Annotated in this window: 17 protein-coding genes; 4 read left to right on the top strand and 13 right to left on the bottom strand. The window is 68.8% G+C overall.

Features of this window, described 5'->3' with window-relative positions:
• Positions 1-83: 83 nt before the first annotated feature.
• The 8 genes from ACFW0G_RS16000 to ACFW0G_RS16035 all read right to left on the bottom strand — a co-directional run bounded on the left by ACFW0G_RS16000 (position 84) and on the right by ACFW0G_RS16035 (position 8532).
• Positions 84-1463, bottom strand: a complete 1380-nt coding sequence (locus tag ACFW0G_RS16000; RefSeq protein WP_378325988.1) for an amidase — start codon at positions 1461-1463, stop codon at positions 84-86.
• A gap of 77 nt (positions 1464-1540) precedes the next feature.
• On the bottom strand, positions 1541-2296 hold the full coding sequence (locus ACFW0G_RS16005; protein WP_378325989.1) for an SDR family NAD(P)-dependent oxidoreductase: 756 nt from the start codon (positions 2294-2296) through the stop codon (positions 1541-1543).
• On the bottom strand, positions 2293-3756 hold the full coding sequence (locus ACFW0G_RS16010) for an aldehyde dehydrogenase family protein (RefSeq protein WP_378325991.1): 1464 nt from the start codon (positions 3754-3756) through the stop codon (positions 2293-2295). Before ACFW0G_RS16010 ends, ACFW0G_RS16005 begins: the two co-directional genes overlap by 4 nt.
• Positions 3749-4534, bottom strand: coding sequence for an ATP-binding cassette domain-containing protein (locus ACFW0G_RS16015; RefSeq protein WP_378325993.1), 786 nt, complete (start codon positions 4532-4534; stop codon positions 3749-3751). The genes ACFW0G_RS16010 and ACFW0G_RS16015 overlap by 8 nt, the downstream gene beginning before the upstream one ends.
• Positions 4531-5274: an ABC transporter ATP-binding protein gene (locus ACFW0G_RS16020; RefSeq protein WP_378325994.1), complete on the bottom strand. Its 744-nt coding sequence runs from the start codon at positions 5272-5274 to the stop codon at positions 4531-4533. Before ACFW0G_RS16020 ends, ACFW0G_RS16015 begins: the two co-directional genes overlap by 4 nt.
• On the bottom strand, positions 5271-6101 hold the full coding sequence (locus tag ACFW0G_RS16025) for an ABC transporter permease (protein ID WP_378325996.1): 831 nt from the start codon (positions 6099-6101) through the stop codon (positions 5271-5273). Before ACFW0G_RS16025 ends, ACFW0G_RS16020 begins: the two co-directional genes overlap by 4 nt.
• On the bottom strand, positions 6101-7045 hold the full coding sequence (locus tag ACFW0G_RS16030; RefSeq protein WP_378325997.1) for an ABC transporter permease: 945 nt from the start codon (positions 7043-7045) through the stop codon (positions 6101-6103). Before ACFW0G_RS16030 ends, ACFW0G_RS16025 begins: the two co-directional genes overlap by 1 nt.
• Positions 7042-8532, bottom strand: a complete 1491-nt coding sequence (locus ACFW0G_RS16035; protein WP_378325998.1) for an ABC transporter substrate-binding protein — start codon at positions 8530-8532, stop codon at positions 7042-7044. Before ACFW0G_RS16035 ends, ACFW0G_RS16030 begins: the two co-directional genes overlap by 4 nt.
• An 86-nt stretch (positions 8533-8618) precedes the next feature.
• On the opposite strand from ACFW0G_RS16035, the gene ACFW0G_RS16040 reads away from it, so the two are divergent.
• Positions 8619-9362 (top strand): FadR/GntR family transcriptional regulator, encoded by a 744-nt coding sequence (locus ACFW0G_RS16040; RefSeq protein ID WP_378325999.1) that lies wholly within the window; start codon positions 8619-8621, stop codon positions 9360-9362.
• A gap of 100 nt (positions 9363-9462) precedes the next feature.
• A complete protein-coding gene (locus ACFW0G_RS16045) occupies positions 9463-10506 on the top strand; it encodes a patatin-like phospholipase family protein (protein WP_378326000.1) in 1044 nt (347 codons plus the stop codon).
• Between the two features lie 101 nt (positions 10507-10607).
• Here ACFW0G_RS16045 and ACFW0G_RS16050 read toward each other — a convergent pair whose 3' ends face one another.
• The 5 genes from ACFW0G_RS16050 to ACFW0G_RS16070 form a co-directional block, all read right to left on the bottom strand.
• Positions 10608-11207 carry a class F sortase gene (locus tag ACFW0G_RS16050; RefSeq protein WP_378326001.1) on the bottom strand — a complete coding sequence of 200 codons (600 nt, stop codon included), beginning with the start codon at positions 11205-11207 and terminating at the stop codon, positions 10608-10610.
• Positions 11208-11210: 3 nt separating this feature from the next.
• Positions 11211-11903 (bottom strand): hypothetical protein, encoded by a 693-nt coding sequence (locus ACFW0G_RS16055; RefSeq protein WP_378326003.1) that lies wholly within the window; start codon positions 11901-11903, stop codon positions 11211-11213.
• Positions 11904-12306: 403 nt separating this feature from the next.
• Positions 12307-13347 carry a trans-sulfuration enzyme family protein gene (locus ACFW0G_RS16060; protein WP_378326004.1) on the bottom strand — a complete coding sequence of 347 codons (1041 nt, stop codon included), beginning with the start codon at positions 13345-13347 and terminating at the stop codon, positions 12307-12309.
• Between the two features lie 21 nt (positions 13348-13368).
• A complete protein-coding gene (locus tag ACFW0G_RS16065) occupies positions 13369-14343 on the bottom strand; it encodes an SGNH/GDSL hydrolase family protein (RefSeq protein ID WP_378326005.1) in 975 nt (324 codons plus the stop codon).
• Positions 14344-14361: 18 nt separating this feature from the next.
• On the bottom strand, positions 14362-17586 hold the full coding sequence (locus ACFW0G_RS16070; protein ID WP_378326007.1) for a penicillin acylase family protein: 3225 nt from the start codon (positions 17584-17586) through the stop codon (positions 14362-14364).
• A 151-nt stretch (positions 17587-17737) separates the two neighbouring features.
• Between ACFW0G_RS16070 and ACFW0G_RS16075 the strand changes: the two genes are divergently transcribed.
• Both ACFW0G_RS16075 and ACFW0G_RS16080 read left to right on the top strand, forming a co-directional pair.
• Positions 17738-18112 (top strand): FKBP-type peptidyl-prolyl cis-trans isomerase, encoded by a 375-nt coding sequence (locus ACFW0G_RS16075; RefSeq protein ID WP_378326008.1) that lies wholly within the window; start codon positions 17738-17740, stop codon positions 18110-18112.
• A gap of 225 nt (positions 18113-18337) precedes the next feature.
• The gene (locus ACFW0G_RS16080; RefSeq protein WP_378326009.1) at positions 18338-19087 is read left to right on the top strand and encodes a S1 family peptidase; all 750 of its coding nucleotides are present in this window, start codon (positions 18338-18340) and stop codon (positions 19085-19087) included.
• Positions 19088-19116: the final 29 nt, after the last annotated feature.

A 19116-nucleotide genomic window follows, 5' to 3' on the forward strand; every position in this document is an offset into this window, starting at 1 on the left:
AGGGACGCCCTTGGTGCGTTGGATGAGACGAGGGCGTCCCCGGGTGCGGCCAGTGCACCGAAGGCGTCCCTCGGTGCGGAGGCTCACGGCCAGGGGTGTTGTGCCGGGCGGAGGCGTTCGAAGGCGGCACCCGCCCGCAGCACCGCGACGTCGGCGAAGCGGGGGCCGGTGATCTGCAGGCCGATGGGCAGGCCGCCGGAGGTGTAGCCGCAGTTGACGGCGAGCGAGGGCTGGCCGGACATGTTGTACGGCACGGTGAACGCGATGTGCTCCAGCGCGCGGACCGGGTCGTTGGTCGGCGAGGCCCATTCCGCGGGCGGTGGACTGACCGGGCTGGTCGGCGAGAGCACCAGATCGAACGGGGCGGTCGCGCGCAGGGCAGCCACACTCACCGCGTCCATCTGGGCGAAGGCGCGGTAAGTGTCCACACCGGACACTTCGGCCCCACCCCCGGCCCACGCGGCGATGTAGGGCAGGACCTTCGCGCGGCGCTCGGCGGGCAGTGCCGTCATGTCGGACCAGGCACGAACGCGCCAGAAGCGGTCGAGGCCGTCCAGCATCTCCCGGGTCGTGAAGGCGGCCATCGGCTCGACCACTGCGCCCGCGGCTTCGAAAAGCCGCGCGGCCTCGGTGACGGCGGCGATGATCTCCGGTTCCACCGCGAGACCCGTTCCGGGATCGAGGTGGAGTCCGACGCGCAGACCGCGCACCGAGGCGTCCACAGTGGACCAATCGAGGTCCGCGGGTGGCAGGCACAAATGGTCGCGTAGGTCGGGCGCGGACAGGACGCTCATCAGCAGCGCGGCGTCGGCCACCGTGCGGGTCATGGGCCCCGCGACGCGGCCGAGGAACGGCGGGTCGACCGGGACGCGGCCGAAGCTCGGCTTGAGCCCGGCCAGACCACACCACCCGGCGGGCAGCCGGATGGAGCCGCCGATGTCGGTGCCGACGTGCAGCGGTCCGTACCCGGCAGCCGCGGCCGCACCGGCGCCCGCGCTCGAACCGCCCGGTGTGCGCGACGGGTCCCACGGATTGCGCGACGCGGTGTGGAAGCTCGACAAACCCGAGGTCAGCATGCCGTAGTCCGGCATGGTCGTCTTCGCCACCAGCACCCCACCGGACTCGCGGACTCGGGCAGCGGCCGGCGCGTCGGCGGGGGCCGGGACGAGTTCGGTGGCGGCCGTGCCGAGCGGGACCGGCGTGCCGCGCGTCGCGATGTTCTCCTTCAGCGTCAAGGGGACGCCATCGATCGGGCCTTGAGGCTCCCCCGCCTGCCAACGCGCCTCGGACGCCTTCGCGTCCTCTCGCGCGCCAGCCGGGTCGTACGCGTAGAGCGCGTGTAGCTCGGGCTCGCGCGCCTCGATGCGGGCGAGGACGTCCTCGGTGACCTCGACCGGCGAGAGCGTGCCCTCGCGGTACGCGGTCACCAGCTCGACGGCGGTCAGATCGGCCAACTCCGGCACGGCGTTCCTCCTCAGCGTCGGTCCGTGAAGGCCTCCTTACCGGCGCTCAACGCCGTGAAGGAGGCCTTCACGGAAGGTCAGGCGGGCGGGGTGAAGCGGCCGTCGACGGCGGTCCAGCCACCGTCGACGGCGAGCACCGACCCGGTCACGAAGCTCGACGCGTCCGAGGCCAGGTAGACCACCGCGCCCGCCAGTTCGTCCGGGCGCGCCCAGCGGCCCAGCGCACCCTTGGTGGCGTAGGCGTCGTACCACTCCGGGTTCGCCTTGATCTGCGCCGTCAGCGGAGTTTCGACGACGCCGGGCGCGATCGCGTTGACCCGGACCCCGGCCGGGCCGAACTCCGCGGCGGCCGTGCGGAAGAGCTGGACCAGCCCGGCCTTCGTGGCCGAATACGGCCCCTGGCCAGGCTCGACGGTGGTCCCGCGGATCGACGAGAACCCGATGATGCTGCCCCGCCCCCGCTCGACCATACCGGCGCCGAAGGCCCGCACGACATCGAAAGTCGCGCCGAGATTCAACGCGATCACCCGGTCGAACTCCTCGCGGGTGTAGTCGAGCAAACGTTTGCGTACGTTGGTCGCGGCGGTCAGGACAACGATGTCGACCTCGCCGAGGTCGGCCACGGCGCGTGAGATCGCACCCGGCGCGAGGATGTCGATCTCGTACGCGTCGCCGACGCCCGTCTCGCGTGCGGAGGCGACGTCGCGATCCGCACAGATCACCGACGCACCGTGCGCGGCCAGCGCCCGCGCGGATTCCCGGCCGATCCCGCTGCCGCCGCCGAGCACGACCGCGCGTTTGCCATCGAGCCGGAACAAGTTCTCGTAGTTCACGGCCGCAACACCGCCATCCTGGTCACCGTCAGCTCCTCGACCGCGAACCGCGGCCCCTCCCTGCCGATCCCGGAGTCCTTGACCCCGCCGTACGGCATGGTGTCGGACCGGAACCCGGGCACCTCGTTGATCACGACGCCGCCGACCTCCAGCTCGTCCAGCGCGCGGAACGCGGTGTTCAGCGAACGGCTGAACACACTCGCGTGCAGCCCGTAGCGCGACGCGTTGACCGCGGCGAACGCACTGTCCACATCGGACACCGTGCGCAGGCAGACGACCGGACCGAAGATTTCCTCGTCCCAGCAGTCGACGCCGTCGGGGACGTCGGCGAGCACGGTCGGCCGGATCACCGGCCCCTCCGCACTGCCACCCGCGAGCAGCCGCGCCCCCGAGGATGTCGCTTTGTCGACCCAGTCCAGGACGCGTTGCGTCGACCCCTCGTCGATCAGCGCCGAAACCCGCGTCTTCTCGTCCCTCGGGTCGCCGATGACGACCTCGCCGAGCCGGGACAGCACGCGTTCGGTGAACTCGTCGGCGACCGCGTCCACCACCAGCAGCCGCTGCACCGAGATGCACGCCTGGCCGGAGGCGTAGAACCCGCCACGCAGCACCGCGTCCGCCGCGGCGTCGAGGTCGGCATCCTCGGCGACGACCAGTGCGGCGTTGGATCCCAGCTCCAGCAACGTCTTCGTCGGCGCCGCGTCGCGCGCGATCCGGTGGCCGACCGCGGCCGAGCCGGTGAAGGACACCGCGCCGATCCGCCGGTCGGTGACCAGCGCCGAGCCCACCGAGGCATCGCCGGTGACCAACTGGACCATCGTGGGAACGTCCGTCACCGAACGCACCAGGTGGACCAGCCACAACGTGGCAAGGGGCGTCTGCGGCGCGGGTTTCACCACGACCGGGCAGCCCGCGGCGACGGCGGGCGCGATCTTGTGCGAGGCGAGGAGCAATGGGTAGTTGAACCCGGCGATCCCGACGACGATGCCGATCGGCTTGCGCTTCCAGAACCCGACCAGCCCGTCGCCCGAAGGCAGCAGGTCGAGTGGCACTGTCTCGCCGTGCAACCGCGAGACCTCCTCGGCCGCCGCCTGCCAGGTGACGATCGTGCGGGCGACCTCGACCCGGCAGTCCACCAGCGGCTTCCCGGTCTCCAGCACCAAAAGCTGTTCGAACTCCGCACGCCGCGATGCCACCGCGGCTGCGACGTCGTTGAGGATCGAACGCCGAGTCCGCGAGGGCAACGCCGCGACCTCACGAGCGACGGCGACGGCTTCGTCGATCGCCTTCCGCGCCAGCTCCGGCGTCCCGACCGGCGCCTGACCGACGACGCTGCCGTCGTACGGGAACACCACCGGCGCCGTGTCCACTGTGGACGTCCAATCGGCACCGATCGGCAGGCCCTCCGGATACTCTGCTGATGGGTTCTCAGCGGTAAAGAGTACTTCGAACCTAGCCATCTTCGCCCCCTTCGCTCAGCCGGGCCAGCGCGGCACGCAGGCTGGGCGCGGCCGCGAGCAGCTCCCGGGTGTACTCGTGCTGTGGCGCGTCGTAGACCTGGTCGACGTCGCCCAGTTCAACGATCTCGCCGCGGCGCATCACCGCGACGCGATCGCACACGTGCCGCACCACACCGAGGTCGTGCGAGACGAACACCAGCGTCAACGAGAACGTCTCCACCAGCGAGGCAAGCAGGTCGAGAATCTGTGCGCGCACCGAGACGTCCAGTGCGCTGACCGGCTCGTCGGCGACGAGCACGCTCGGGTTCGGCGCGAGCGCACGGGCGATCGAGATCCGCTGGCGTTGCCCGCCGGAAAACTGGTGCGGATAACGCTCGGCCGCATCCGCGGGAAGCCCGACGGCGGCGAGCATCTCGGTGACCCGCTCGCGACGCCCCGCAGCGCGGCCGAGCGGTTCGGCGACGATGTCCCGGACACGCATGCGCGGATCGAGCGAGCCCATCGGGTCCTGGAACACGATCTGGAGTTCCGACCGCAGGAAGCCAAGCCTGCGTTCCGGCAGCGTGTCGATCCGTTGCCCTTGGAACGTCACGGACCCGGCGGTCGGCTTGTCGAGCGCCGCGAGCAGTCTGACCAAAGTGGACTTTCCCGAGCCGGATTCGCCGACGATCCCGAAGCGCTGTCCGGCCTCGACGTCGAACGACACCCCGCGCAACGCGTGGACGTCCCGCCGCGCGTAACGGCGTTCCAGATCCTTGACCTCGATGATCGGCGTCATCGGCGGGCCTCCAGATCCGACGCGGCCAGCAGCTTGCGGGTGTACTCGTGTTTCGGCGCGGTCAGGACTTCACGCGTGGTGCCGGATTCGACGATCTCGCCGTCCAGCATCACGAGCACGCGTTCGCACACCGACGCGACCACGGCGAGGTCGTGCGTGATGAACAACAGCGCGCTCGCACTGGAAAGCCGCGCGCGGATGAGGTCGAGGATCTGCGCCTGCACGGTGACGTCGAGCGCGGTGGTCGGCTCGTCGCAGATGAGCAGTTTCGGATTGTTCGCCAGCGCGATCGCGAGGACGACACGCTGCCGCTGTCCGCCCGACAACTGATGCGGATACGCGCGGGACGTGCCGGGCAGGCCGACGGAGTCGAGCAGTTCGTCGGCGGCTTTGCCGGGATCACGTCGCGTGCCGTGGATCCGGATCGGTTCGGCGACCTGCCTGCCGACGCGCATCGCGGGATTGAGCGCGGTCATCGGCTCCTGGAACACCATCGACAGCTCATTGCCCCGCAGTCGCGAAATGTCCTTTTCGGACACTCCGAGCAGCTCACGACCGTCGAGCTTGATCGACCCCTTGGCCGTCAGCTCCTCGGGCAGCAGGCCCATGACCGACAACGCCGTCAGCGATTTCCCCGACCCGGACTCACCGATCAACCCGACCCGCTCACCCGCCCCGATCTCGAACGAGATGTCCCTGACCAGCCCCGCCACGGTGAGCCCGCGTACTTCCAGCGTCATAGCCGGGCCGCCAATCGGGGGTCGAGACGGTCGCGCAGGCCGTCGCCGAGGAGGTTGAAGCCGAGGACGGCGACGGCGATCGCGATACCGGGGACCAGCGCGAGCCGTGGGTAGGAGGTCAGGAGTTCCTGCGATTCCTGGAGCATCCGGCCCCACGACGGCGTCGGCGGCCGGGTGCCGAACCCGAGGAACGACAGCGCGGCCTCGGCGAGCACGGCGATCGCGAACGACACGGACGCCTGCACGATCAGCAGTCCGGCGATGTTCGGGACCACGTGGCGCACGGCGATGTTCAGCCGCGACCGCCCCGCCGAGCGCGCCGCCAGGACGAACTCACTGCTCAGGATCTGCAACGCGCCGGACCGCGCGATCCGCGCGAAGGACGGGATGGTCGCGATGCCGATCGCGACCATCGCGGTCAGCGTGTCCGCCCCGAACACCGCGCCGAACATGATCGCCAGCAGCAGCGCGGGAAACGCGAGCACGAGGTCGTTGACGCGCATGACGAACTCGCCGAGCCAGCGCGGCGTCATCGCGGCGAAGATCCCGAGCGGGGTGCCGATCACCGCGGCGATCCCGACCGCGACCACGCCGACGTACAGCGTCGTACGCGCGCCGACCATGATCTGGCTGAACACGTCGCGGCCGAACTTGTCGGTGCCGAACAGGTTCTCGCCGCCGGGTCCGAGCAGCCGGTGCGCGGCGTCGACCTTGACCGGATCGTGCGGCGTCCACAGGAACGACACCAGCGCCGCGAGCACGACGAGCCCGACCAGTACCAGCCCGACGACCAGGCTGCCGTTGCGGTTCCGGGTGACCACGGCCATCACGAACCCCGCAATCTCGGGTCGAGCGCCGTGTACAGCACGTCGACCACGAAGTTCACCAGCAGCACGCCGACCACCAGCACCAGCACGATTCCTTGCACGGTCAGCAGATCCCGCGCCGCGACGGCGTCGAGCAGCATGCTGCCCAGCCCCGGCAGGACGAACACGCGCTCGACGACCACCGCGCCGATCAGCAGCGTCGCGAGTTGCAGACCCAGCACGGTGACCACCGGGACGGCTGCGTTGCGCAGCCCGTGCCGGTACAGCGCCTGCCCCGGCCGCAGGCCCTTCGACCGCGCGGTGCGCAAATAGTCCTGTCCCAGCGTGTCCAGCACGGCCGAGCGGACGTAGCGCGTCACGACCGCGCCCTGCACCAGGCCGAGCGACAACGCCGGAAGCACGAGCCCGCGCAGGAACTCGCCGAAGTCCTGGTTCGGCGGCGTCCACCCGCCCGAAGGCAGCCAGCGCAGCTGCACCGCGAAGATCTGCACCAGGATGATCCCGGCGAGGAACGCGGGAATCGCGACACCGATCTGCGACAGCCCGGAAACGCCGGCGCCGGACAGCTTCCGGTGTCGCACCGCGGCGAACGTCCCGACCGGAACGGCGATCACGACCGCGATCAGCATGCCCGCGCCGACCAGCCACAACGTCACGCCGAGCCGGTCGAGCAGCTGTGGCCCGATCGCCTCGCGCGTGACGTACGAGCGGCCGAAGTCGCCGCGCAGGACACCGCCGATCCAGTCGAAGTACTGCGTGACCAGCGGCCGGTCGATGCCGAACTCCGCACGGGTCTTCGCGACCAGTTCCGGCGTCGCGTTGACGCCGAGGGCTACCTGCGCGGGATCGCCCGGCAGCACGGCCATGAAGAGAAAGACCACAATGGACGCCGCGAACACGCTGACCAGCAGGATCGCGATGCGCCGAAGCACCTTGACGGTCATCGCGGCGCCAATCCGGTGAGGTCGAAGGATTCGCTGACCTGGTTCCGCACGAACCCGGTGACCTTCGACTTCGCCACGATCACGTTGGGGAACAGGAAAAGCCAGTCCGCAGCGGCGTCCGCGGTGAGCCGCTTCGCCACCTGGCGCATGTCCGCGACCTGCTGTTCCGGCGTCCCGGTGTCCGCCTCGGCCAGCAGCCGCTGGACGTCCTTGTTGTCGTAACCCCAGTAGTACTTGGGCTTGCCGAACGTCGTGATGTCACGGGCCTCGACGTGCTGGATGATCGACAGGTCGTAGTCGTGGTCGGTGAAGACCTGTTTGAGCCACACCGCCGGGAAGTCCAGCGGCTCGATGGTCACGTGCACACCGACGTCGGCCAGCTGTGAGGCGACGACCTGCGCGGCGGACACCGCGTATGGGAGGTTCGGGATCCGCAGCCGCAGATTGAGATTCGTCGCGCCCGCTGCGGCGAGCAGGGATTTCGCCTTCGCCGGGTCGAACGGGTAGTACGTCGAAAGGTCCTCGTACCAGGGATCCGTCGGCGGGACCATGCTGCCGATCAACGTGCCGCGGCCGCCCCACGCGGTGTCGAGCAGTGCCTTGCGGTCGATCGCGTAGGTCAGCGCCTGCCGCACGCGGACGTCGTTCAGCGGGGCACGCGCGTTGTTCATCGCCATCGTGACCTCGCTGTTCGTACTGCCCTGGACGACGGTGAACCGGTCGTCACCAGTGAACTGCGGGATCGAGTCCGGCGCGGTGATCGCCGAAATGACGTCGATTCCGTTGGACAGCAAGGCGTTGTTGAGCGCGGTCGGGTCCTTGATGTACTTGAGTACCACGGTCCCGTACGCCGGTTTCCGGCCCCAGTAGGCCGGATTCGCCTTGAGCACGACGGAATCGCCGCGCTTGCGGGACGCCACGACGTACGGCCCGGTGCCGATCGGCTTGTTCGCCAGATCCCCGGCGCCGGTGCGGCTGAACATCGCGCCAAGTCTGCTGGTGAGGCTGAACAGCCAGCCGTTGCTCGGCTTGGTCAGCACGACGCGCGCGTGGTCCGGCGCCACCACGTCGACGTGGTCGACGACGTCCATTGTGGACTTGATCGAGATCGTCCAGTCGGTCTTGACGCGCATCAGCGAGAACTTGACGTCGTCCGCGGTGAACTCCGCGCCGTTGCCGAACTTCACGCCCTTGCGCAGCTGGAAGTCGTACGTCCTGCGATCCGGGCTGATCGTCCACGACTCGGCCAGGAGCGGGACGATATGGCTTTCGGCGTCCAGCTTCACCAAGCCTTCGTAGACGTTGTAGAGCAAGGCCTGCGGGATCGCGGTGCCGTCGCTGTGCGTGAAGTCGAAGTTCGCGGGTTCGGCGGTGAAGCCGACGGACAGCGTGTCCGGCCCGCCCGAGACGCTCGCGCTGGAGCCCGCCGAGCAGCCGGACGTCACCAGCAGCAGCGCGAGTGCCGCGGCGGGAAGCCGGCTCTTCATACGCCCTCCACCATGCTCTGGCGGTACACTGGTCTGACCAGTAACCTTCGCACCGCAGGACGCAGTGGTCAAGGGGGTGCAACGGGATGAGATTCGAACCGGTCGCCCCGGTCCGCGCCTACGAACGGGTCGTCGAGCAGATCGAGGAAGCCGTGTTCAGCGGCCGGCTGAAACCCGGCGAGCGGCTGCCCAGCGAGCGTGAACTGATGACGCAGTTCGGCGTCGGCCGCTCGACCGTGCGCGAGGCGCTCCGGGTGTTGCAGGCGGCGGAAATGATCCGCTCCCGGCCCGGTGATCCGCGTGGCCCGGAGGTGCTGGCCGCGTCACCGGCCGCGTTGCAGCGCTCCATGCAGCGGCTCGCCCGCGCCGAGCACGTCGGGCTCGCCGAGTTGCTGCAGTTCCGGATGACGCTCGACGGGTCGGCGCATCTGCTGGCCGCGCAGCTGCGCACCGAGGATGACCTGGCCGATCTGGACGCCGCGCTCGCCGCGATGCGGTCGGGCGCCGAGCAGGGTTTCGCCGAGTTCAGCCACGCCGATGTCGCGTTCCACGAGATCATCGCGCGGGCGTCGGGAAATCCGCTGCTGGTGATCAGCAGTGAGGTCGTGCGCGGCGTCGTCCTCGAACTCATCGAGGACAAGCTGGAGCACGCACAAGACCGGACTTCACTGATGCGTGCCTGGCTGACCCACCACGCCGACGTCCTCGAAGCGATCCGCGACGCCGACGGTGGCCGCGCCTCTCACCTGGCCAAACAGGCGTTGTACGACAACTACGCCGAATACGTGCCTACGGAGGATCACCGGCTGCTCACTCCTCTGCTGGATTGATCCGCCTACGCCATCCGGCGGATAATCCGGCTCCGGGTAACAGGACTCGGGGTACTTGCGACTCCCCCTACACTCATCGCACGTGGGGGATGCCATGGATATGACCACATTTCGGCGACAAGGCGTCGGACTCGCGCTTTCCGGCGGCGGGTACCGCGCGATGCTGTTCCACACCGGGGCGTTGTGGCGGCTCAACGAACTCGGCTGGCTGCCCAGGATCACCACCGTGTCCAGCGTTTCCGGGGGCTCGATCGCGGCGGGCGTGCTGGCACACGCGTGGCACAAGCTTCGCTTCGCCGACGGGATCGCGGAAAACCTCGACGCCGAGTTCGTGCGGCCGATCCGCAAACTCGCGCGGACGAAGCTCGACGTCCCGGTGGTGCTCACGGCGATGATGCTTCCCTGGCGCAGCGTCGGGGAGCAGCTGGCCCGCGCCTACGCGAAGCATCTGTTCGGGGATTGCAGCCTCGACGAGCTCAGCCCGGACGGCCCGCAGTTCGTGTTCACCGCGACCAACATGCAGGACGGCACGCTGTGGTGGTTCTTCCGGCAGAACGGACCACACGGGAAGCTCCCGCTGGCGACCGCGGTCGCCGCGTCCTCGGCGTTCCCGCCGGTGCTCTCCCCGGTGGTGATCCCGAACCCGCTGGAGGACAACCGGAAACGCAAGGTCGTGCTCGGCGACGCCGGCATGTACGACAACCTCGGCCTCGACCCGGTCGACGGCCAGTGCGCGACGGTACTGGTGAGTGACGCCGGCAAACGCATGCCCTACGTCAGGAACGTCAAGCGGAGCTGGCCGCGGCAGATGAAGCGGGTGCTCGACGTGGTCGACAACCAGGTTCGCGAACTACGCACCGGCTCGCTGCTGAAGTCCTATGTGGACAAAGACTTCGACGGCACGTATTGGGGCAGCTACGGCGACATCGCGAACTTCGAGCTGCCGGACACGTTGCCGGCGCCGGTCGAGAAGACCCACGTGCTCGCCGAAACGCCGACCCGGCTGACCAGGCTGCCGGAGATCCTGCAGGACAGGCTGATCAACTGGGGCTACGCCGTCTGTGACGCCGGGATGCGCCGCTGGGTGTGCCCGGACGCGACGGCGCCCGCCGCCTTCCCCTATCCCGCGGCGGGCGTCGGCTGACCAGCGCCCCAATGTGGCGTTCGCTGCGTCTGACGCACCGAACGCCACATTCGGTGCGTTGAGCGCACCCAATGCCACATTGGGGCGTTCGGGCCACGTCGTTACGCCGCCAGATGGGCGTAGACGATGACGTTGTTCTTGTAGCTGTGCTCGGCCTGGTCGAAGGCACCACCGCAGGTGATGAGCCGCAGCTGCGGCTTGTCGGTGTTGCCGTAGACCGCGTCGTTCGGGAACTGCTCCTTCGGCACCTCGTCCTTGCGGTCCACCACGAACTTCAGCTTCTTGCCGTCACTGCGGTCGATGAACACCTCGTCGCCCGCGGCGACGTCCTTGAGCTTGAAGAAGATGCCGGGCTGCTTGTTGCCGTCGACGTGCCCCAGCACGATCGCGGGGCCGGTCTCGCCCGGCACCGGGGACAGCCGGTACCACGCGGCCTGCATCGGCGTCTTCACCGACGGGACGGCGATCTTGCCGTCCTTGTTCGGCAGCACGGAAATCAGCGAGGACTCCGCGCCGATCTTCGGGATCTTGACCGAGGTCGGGCGAAGACCGTCGAACGGCTTGGTCACCGGTACGGCGGGAGGAGGCGCTGTCGGCTGCGCGGCCGGGGCCGGATCCGACGACCCACAGCCGGCCAGTGTCAGGGAAAGGGCCAGGGCGGCCACGACCACGCGGCCGCCCTGTCCGAACTTCGTCACCATCGATCAGGCCGCGGCCGTGCCACCGAAGCCGGTCTCGACGCCACCCTTGGGCGCGTACTTGACCTGCGAGTTTCCGCTCTTGTTGCCGGGCGCACCGGCACCGGCGCCGCCACCGGGCTTGACCGGGTTGTCGACCGGCTTGCTGCCACCGCACTTCCAGTGCAGCTTCACGTTGCCGGTGTCGAAGCTGACGCCCTCGTGCCGCTGCACGAGCCAGGTCCAGTACCGACCGTCCTCTTCGGACTGGTTCGGGCCCTCAAGCAGGTCGAACTCGGACGAGTACACCTCGGTCGGCTGACCGGCGGCACAGGCGATGAGCAGGACGCCCGCATTGCCCTCCAGGTCGATGCCGTACGCCACGTCGTCCTCGTAAGCACCCTCACCCGGCAGCTCGGGCTGCGAGCTGGTCGGCTTCGTGGGCTGAGTCGGCTTCGTGGTGTTCGTGTTCGTCGGCTCGGTCGGCTTGGTGGGCTCGGTCGGCTTCGTCGGCTCCGTGGGCTTGGTCGGCTCCGTGGTGGGATTCTCCGAAGTCGGCGCGGTCGGCGTCGTCGTCGTCGGAGGTGCCTCGGTGGTGGTCGGCACCGACGCGGCGTTGGTGGGCGTCGTGTCGTCCGCCAGCGCGGCCGGCGAAACGGCCGCGGTGATGAGGGCGGCCGCGAGCACAGCGCCCGCGAGACGACCCATCGTCTTCTTCAAGATGAGCTCCAAAGAATCATTCAGAACGCGCGGTGACCCCCACCGGGCGAACACCCACGACCTCACTCGATCGGGTGATAGCGCGATCCTGCCGTATGCGGACGGCAAAAACTAAACGTTAAAGTGGTGACAAAAGACACTGGTCAAACCGGTAACGAAGGCGGCGAACCGGCCGATAGGAACGGCCACGCGTTATGGTCCAGAGAAAGACCTCAGCGCCGCAACGCCGACGGTAACACTTTCCCCGCCGGAACGATAGCCCACGAAATCTGCGGTTTCCGCCGTCCGGGAGCCACTCGCTGACCGAATCCTTTCTCCGGATCCGCCCTCGCATTGTTCGAAGGTGAAGAGAAAACCCTTTGTCCCCAATTGTGGATACTTACCCACGGAACTGTGGATACCTTCACACCCCGAGAGCGGCGGTGAGGTCCTTCCACAGATCCTCGGGATCCTCCAGCCCGACACTGAACCGGATCAGCCCCGGCGGCACACGTTCCTCGCCCGCGAGCCACGCCCGCCGCTCGATGAGACTCTCCACCCCGCCCAGGCTTGTGGCCGAGCGGATGAGCCGCACCGACGCACACACCTTGTCGGCGGCATCGGCGTCCGGCAGCTCGAAGGCGAGCATCATGCCGCTGCCCGGATACCGCACGCGAGTCACCGCGGGGTGCCCGCCGAGCCGCTCGGCGAGCAGTGCCGCGGTGGCCGATTGCTCCCGCAGCCGCACCGGCATCGTCCGCAGGCCGCGCAGCGCCAGCCACGCTTCGAGCGTGCCCGGCGTCGAGCCGACCCTGGTCCGCGCCTCCCGCAGTTCGCGTGCGAGGGCTTCGTCCGCCGCGACGGTGACGCCGAGCAGCAGATCGCTGTGCCCGCCGATCAGCTTCGTCGCGCTGTGCACGACGATGTCCGCTCCCATCGTCAGGGGCCGTTGCGCGAGCGGCGTCGCGAACGTGTTGTCCACGACGACCCGCCCGCGCGCGGCCGCGGCGATGGTGGCGATCTCCATGACATCCAGCGTCGGGTTGGTCGGCGACTCCAGCCACAGCAGATCCGCCTGTGCCGCCTCGGCGACCCAGGCCGCGGTGTCGGTCGGCTCCAGCTCGGTGACGGTCAGCCGCCCGAGCCGCTGCGCGTGTGCGAGCACCCCACGGGTCACCGCGTAGCTGAACGTCGGCACGGCGACGCGCGCGCCGACCGGCAGCAGGTCCAGCACCGCGGACAGCGTCGCGACGCCCGAGGCGAACGCCGTGGCGTGCCCGCCTTCGAGCGCACCGATGGCCTCTTCGAACGCCGCCCACGTCGGCGTGCCTTCGGAGCGGGCGTAAGTGAACTCGCCGCCCGCGCCGAACGAACTCGCGGGCACGAGCGGCGTGTTCAGCGGTTCGCCGGGCCCGTCCGGCCGTCCGGCCGCGATCGCCAGCGTGCGGGGTGACCAGTCGTCCATGCCGGTCACGGTATCCGCAGGTTAGTGGGTGAGCACGCCCGATTTCGTCACAAGCTCGCCGGTCACCTTCGGATCCGCCACCGGAACACCCGCCGTCGCCGGTGCCTTGTCCAACGCGGACCGGCCGGTGAGCTTGTTCTTGATGATGCTCGCGACGCCGATCTCACCGGCCTTGTTCGGGTGATACGGCGCGGCGGCGAAGAGGTTGAGGTCCTTGCCCTGAATCCACGCCGCACCACCGGTCGCGCAGGCGTCGTGGCCGAGCGACGGGCCGTACGTGTCGACGTACGTTGTCCGGCCGTCCTTCTTCGCCGCATTCGCGAGCGCCTGGTTCAAGGCCTGTTCGACGCTGTCGAGCCAGTGCCCGTCACCATCGGCGAAAGGCAGGATGTCCGGGCAGTAGCCGGACGACGGGGCGATCCGCGGGTAACCGACGAGCAGCACCTTCGCCTTCGGCGAGCGCTGGTGGATGCCGCGGAGCACCTCGGTGATCCGTGCCTGGGTGTCGACCAGCTTGGCCTTGATGGTGTCGACGCCGTTCACCGTGTACTTGTCGCGGCACGGCGTGCCGGTCGGGTCCGACGCGGTCAGCTTCGGGCAGTCGCCGACGAGCGTGCCGAACACGCCGAAGTCGTTGCCGCCGATGCCGAGCGACACGAGGTCGGTGTCCGGCTTCAGCGCGTCGAACTGGGGCGCGGCCGTCCACAGTGGAATGCTCTGCGGCTTCGTCATGTGCGTGGTGTCCGCGCCGCTGCAGCTGACGTCGGTGTGGTCGGCGATCTTCAGGTTGGCCGCCAGCCACGACGGGTAGTTGTTCGTCGAGCGGAAGCAGGTCAGCGGATCGAGCCGCTGCCAGGGGATGAGCGGCCCGGCGGTGTAGGAGTCACCCATCGACACGTAGTGCTTGAAGGAAGCGGGGGCGGCCGAGGCCACCCCGGGAACCGCGGCGGCGGCGACCGCCGCGAGCGCGACGGCGGCCAGTCTTGTGCGAAACATCGTTGTTTCTCCCCAGTCTTAGTGTGCGTAGACCTCGAACTCGTACAGTGAGTAGCCGTACTTCGTGCCGCGCTGGACACCGCTCATCCGGACGTATCGCGCTTGAGACGCGGCGAACGCGAGATTGTCGGCTCCGCCCTTCCCGTCGGTCACCGAAGCGGCATCGCGCCAGGAGACGCCGTCATCGGACAGCTGGATCTTGTAGGCCTTGCCGTAGGCGGCCTCCCAGCGCAGGATCACCCTCGCCACCTGCTGTTTCGACCCGAGATCGACGGTGATCGACTGGTTGTCGTTCCAGTCGCTGGCCCAGCGTGTCGAGGGATTGCCGTCGACGGCGTTGTCCGGCGGCGAGTTGTAGAACCCGGTTTCGTGGCTCGTGGCGTCGACCGGTTTGCGGGCGGCGAGGTTCGCGACGTTGTCGCCCCGGTGTGCCGGGTACTCGACGACCTGCTGGAAGGTGGGCCGGTTCTGGGTGCTGATCTTGTCGTGCGTGATGCCGCCGAGCGGGCGCTGGATGATCGAGTCGGCGCACCACTGGTCGCCCGCCTTGCAGTCGCCGTCACCGGGATACACGGCGTTCGCGGGTTGCGCGGCGGCCTGGGCGAGCGAGTCGAGCAGCACCTGACGGCACGCGGTGAGATCGCCGCCGCCGCAGAACTTCGCGCCCAGCGGGCCCGCGACCGGCTGGCCGAGCACCGTCCGGATGTCCTTGCTGACGTAGCCCCACCAGCCCGATTGGTACGAGGAACCCTGGTGCGGCTGCCCGACGTGCTTGCCCGGCTCCTCGTTCTGGAACCCGGACGGGCTCTCGTTGATCTTGAGGACGTCGGTCATCGGCTTGAAGGCGTCGCCCATGCTCGGCTTGAACTCGCCCATGACCAGCAGGGGCCACCAGGCGTCCATGATCCGGATCGCGTCGGCGTCGGCGTAGGTCTTGCTGCCGGGCGTGGTTTCCGACCGCAGCCCGCCCTTCGACAACCAGGCCTTCAACTTCGCCTCGGCGTCCGCCGCCGGACCGGTGACCGGGCTCTTGTCGAGCACTTGCAGCAGCAATGGCAGTACCTTTTCCGCGCGGAGGTCGGCGAGCGCCGCTTCCGCCATCGCCTGCGTCAGGTTCACCCGGGTGACCTTGGTACCGCTGGAGATCAGCTTCTTGACCCGCGCGTCGAGCAGATCGCCGCGGTGCACCGCCGACTTGTCCGCACCGGCGGCGGCGTATCCGTTGGCCTGCGCGTTGTTCCAGCTGATGAAGTAGTCCTGGTCGACCGCCTGCGGATGCTGCAACGCCGGCGTGTAGTCCGCGAGGTTCCCGTTCGGGTTCCAGCCCTGCCAGTCGTAGCCCTTGTCGCCCCACACCGGCATCGCCGGGTCCACAGTGGACTTACGGACCGGGTTCGAGCCCGAGTTGAAGTACGCGGTGTCCTTCGAGTCGGCGTAGAACCAGTTGAAGGTGAACCCGACGTCGCTCGCGGCGCGCTGGAAGTCCTGTGCGGAGTGGATGAAGTCCGGGTCGTTGAATTCCTGGAACCCGATGAGCGAGTCGATCTCGTGGTCGAACGTCGAGCGCAGCGAGGCGTAGGCGACCGGCTTGCCGCCGATCGTCGCGCGGTGCGTCACCGGCCCGTACTTCGTGCGATAACTGCGCAGGGTGTACGAACCGGCCGGGGTGCCGTCGGCGACCGTCGGGGACCAGGAATTCTTGCGCTCCACGGTGTCCATCGGGAGACACTGGCCCTGGTAGCGGTAGTAGTTCGAGTCCTTCGTCGGCGTCTTGCCGCTCGGCTCGCACAGTTCGAGCGCGTACGTGTCGATGATGTCCTGCGCCGACGTCGTGGCGCTCCACGAGTAGTCCTGACCGCGGCCCAGCAGCACGTACATGCTGATCCCGGCGAACGACGCGCCGCGCGAGCTGATGCCCGGCCCCTGCAGTTCTTCGAGCATCAGCAGCTGCGGGGCGAAATACCCGGTCTGCGGGCCGAACACGGCCACCGGATGCCCGCTCTCGGTCTTCGCGCCGGACACGACGAGCGCGTTCGACATCCCGTGTTTCTCGCTGAGCATGTTGCCCGGCAGGACGCCGTTGTCGAAGATGCCTCGCGCGGACTCCTGGTCCTTGGGCGCCGCAACCGCGACCTTCGCCGCGTCGGCGTTCGCCGCCGAGCCGGTCGGATCGAACACGAGTTGCTGCCCCGTCACCGAGCCCTTGTCCGGTATCGCCGCGCCCTGCGGATTCGCCGGGGTGTTGGCGTACGGGAAGGTCTGGCCGTCGTGCAGCGTCTTGACGGCCTCGGGGTCGTCCTCGGCGCGCAGGCTCTTCCATACCTTCTCGCCCTGTTCGAGTCCGTACTTCTCCTGCAGCGCGAGCTTCGCGATGGCGTTCTGCACCTCGCCGCCGCCCCCGCCGCCGAACTGGGCGCCGACGAGCGCGGCGAGCACCACCATGTCGGTCAGCTTGAACGGCTCGATCTTCCCGGCGTTCGTGATCGCGTCGACGTGCCCGGTCAGCACGTACTCACCGGGGAAGTAGCGGCCGTTGTAGGAGTCGTTGATGTACTTGTTGATCCCGTCGATGTACGCCTGCGCGTCGGCGAGGCCCTGCTTGCCGCGCGGACCGGAGCCGGCGACCCGGTCGATCTGCTGCTGCAGTTCGGCCTCGGTGTAGGGCGCTCCGGAGAAGAAGCCCTGCTCCAGCTGACGGTTCGCGGGCGCGCCACCCGCGTACGGGGTCAGCTGGCCGCGGCCGACCCGGCGCATGATGTCCATGAGCCACAGGCGATCCTGCCCGGCCGCGAAACCCGCGCCGAACTCCGTGCCCGCGCGCGTGGTGCCTTGGATGTGCGGGACGCCGGTGGCCTTGTCCCGCGTGATCGTGACGTCTTCGCGGGGTTTGACAACGCTTTCCACCTGATCGGCGGGCACCCCGAAGGACGAGTCGTTGAAGAACTGGTTGATCGCCCCGGTGGTCAGTCCTTTGTAGCCGGACGCGAGGTTCGCGTACTTCCCGAGCTGGTCGGCGGCGTGCGCGGGCCGGGTGCCGAACGCCTTGTGCGCGAGGATGTCCGCGAGCGTGGCATTGCCGTTCTGGCCCGGCGGCAGGATGTCGCCGCATTGCCCGGCGCAGTAGTCGTTCCCGGGCAGGGCCTGCGCGACGGGCGGGGATTCGGCGCTCGCGGCGACCTGTGTCAGGCCCGCGACCAGGCCCACCAGCGCGGATACGGTCAAGGTGCGGATGCCTCGTCGCATGCCCCGGACTCCCGTCTTCGTGGAGTGACGGAGAGCACGCTACCGACGGGTACAACAATTGTGAAGGCGATTCGCGTTTTCCTCACCCGGGTTCATCCAGAGGTCGTACTCCGTCCGGCGCAGTTCACACCGCGTAGGTACGGTGACCCCCATGACGTTGGAAAAGCCCCAGATCGACCGCCCGGACGGCCCACCGCCCGCGGAACTCGAGGTCACGGACATCACCCTTGGCGACGGCACTGAGGCCACGGTCAACTCGAAGGTGAACGTGCACTACGTCGGCGTCTCGCACTCGACCGGCGAGCAGTTCGACGCGTCATGGGACCGCGGCGAAGCACTGCAGTTCACGCTCGGCGTCGGCCAGGTCATCCCCGGCTGGGACCAGGGTGTCACCGGGATGAAGGTCGGCGGCCGCCGCAAGCTGGTCATCCCGCCACAGCTGGCCTACGGCGAACGTGGCGCCGGGGGCGTCATCAAGCCGAACGAGACCTTGATCTTCGTCGTCGACCTCGTCGGCGTCAGCTGAGAGTCAGCGACCCTCACCCAGTGTCACCCGAACAGGAACTTACCCGCGCCGCACGCCGTCGATAGCCTCGGAAGCCGATCATCGGCCACCGGGCCGATGCCGTGCCGAAGGGGATCTTGAGTGCACTTACCAATTAGGCCGAAAGTAAGCCGACGAGGGCAGCCCACTGACCTGCACAAACGCTTACTTTCGGTCGGTTTGGTATCTATCGGCACCGTTCGCGCTGTGTTTTCCGCCGGGATTTTCGCACTGGGCTGCGCCACCGCCGGGCTGGCGACAGCCTCGCCCGCCGCGGCGGTGGCCAACGGCTCCGACGTGCCACAGGGCCAGTACGCCTTCGCCGCGAAGCTGGCGCTGACGGGCGTCCCACACCCCGGCGGAAGCACCTACAACAGCGTCTGCTCGGGCTCACTCGTCGCCCCGAAGTGGGTTCTCACCAGCGGGCACTGCTTTCACGACGCGAACAACAACCGCGTGGCCGGCAACGTCCCGTACCCGACCACCGTCACCCTCGGCACGTCCGACCAGACGACGAAACCGGGCGAGACCCGCAAAGTCACCCACGTCCTCCAGGCCGGCCCCAACGACGCCGCGCTGGCCCAGCTCGACCAGCCGGTCACCGACATCACGCCACTCACCGTGAACCGCGCGACGCCGGCCGCCGGGCAACGCCTCACTCTCGCGGGCTGGGGCAGCCTGACCGCCGCGAATCCCAAGCCGTCCATGAAACTCCAGCAGGGCGTCGTCGAGGTCGGCCAGGTCTGGCCCACCACGCTCGGCGTGCACGGGGTCAGCCCGGCGAACACCACGAGCGCCTGCGCGTACGACTCGGGCGCGCCGTACTTCCTGCCCTCGGGCGCGGGCGGCCAGCTGATCGCCGTCGAGAACAACGGGCCCGACTGTCCGCACTCGGGCCTGGAGACGACGTCGAGGGTCGATCTGATCGCGGACTGGATCGCCGGCCACATCGGCTGATCCGGCCTCGCCGGGCTCGGGTTTCGGCT

The sequence above is a fragment of the Amycolatopsis sp. NPDC058986 genome (genome assembly GCF_042741125.1).
Classification (GTDB): Bacteria; Actinomycetota; Actinomycetes; order Mycobacteriales; family Pseudonocardiaceae; genus Amycolatopsis.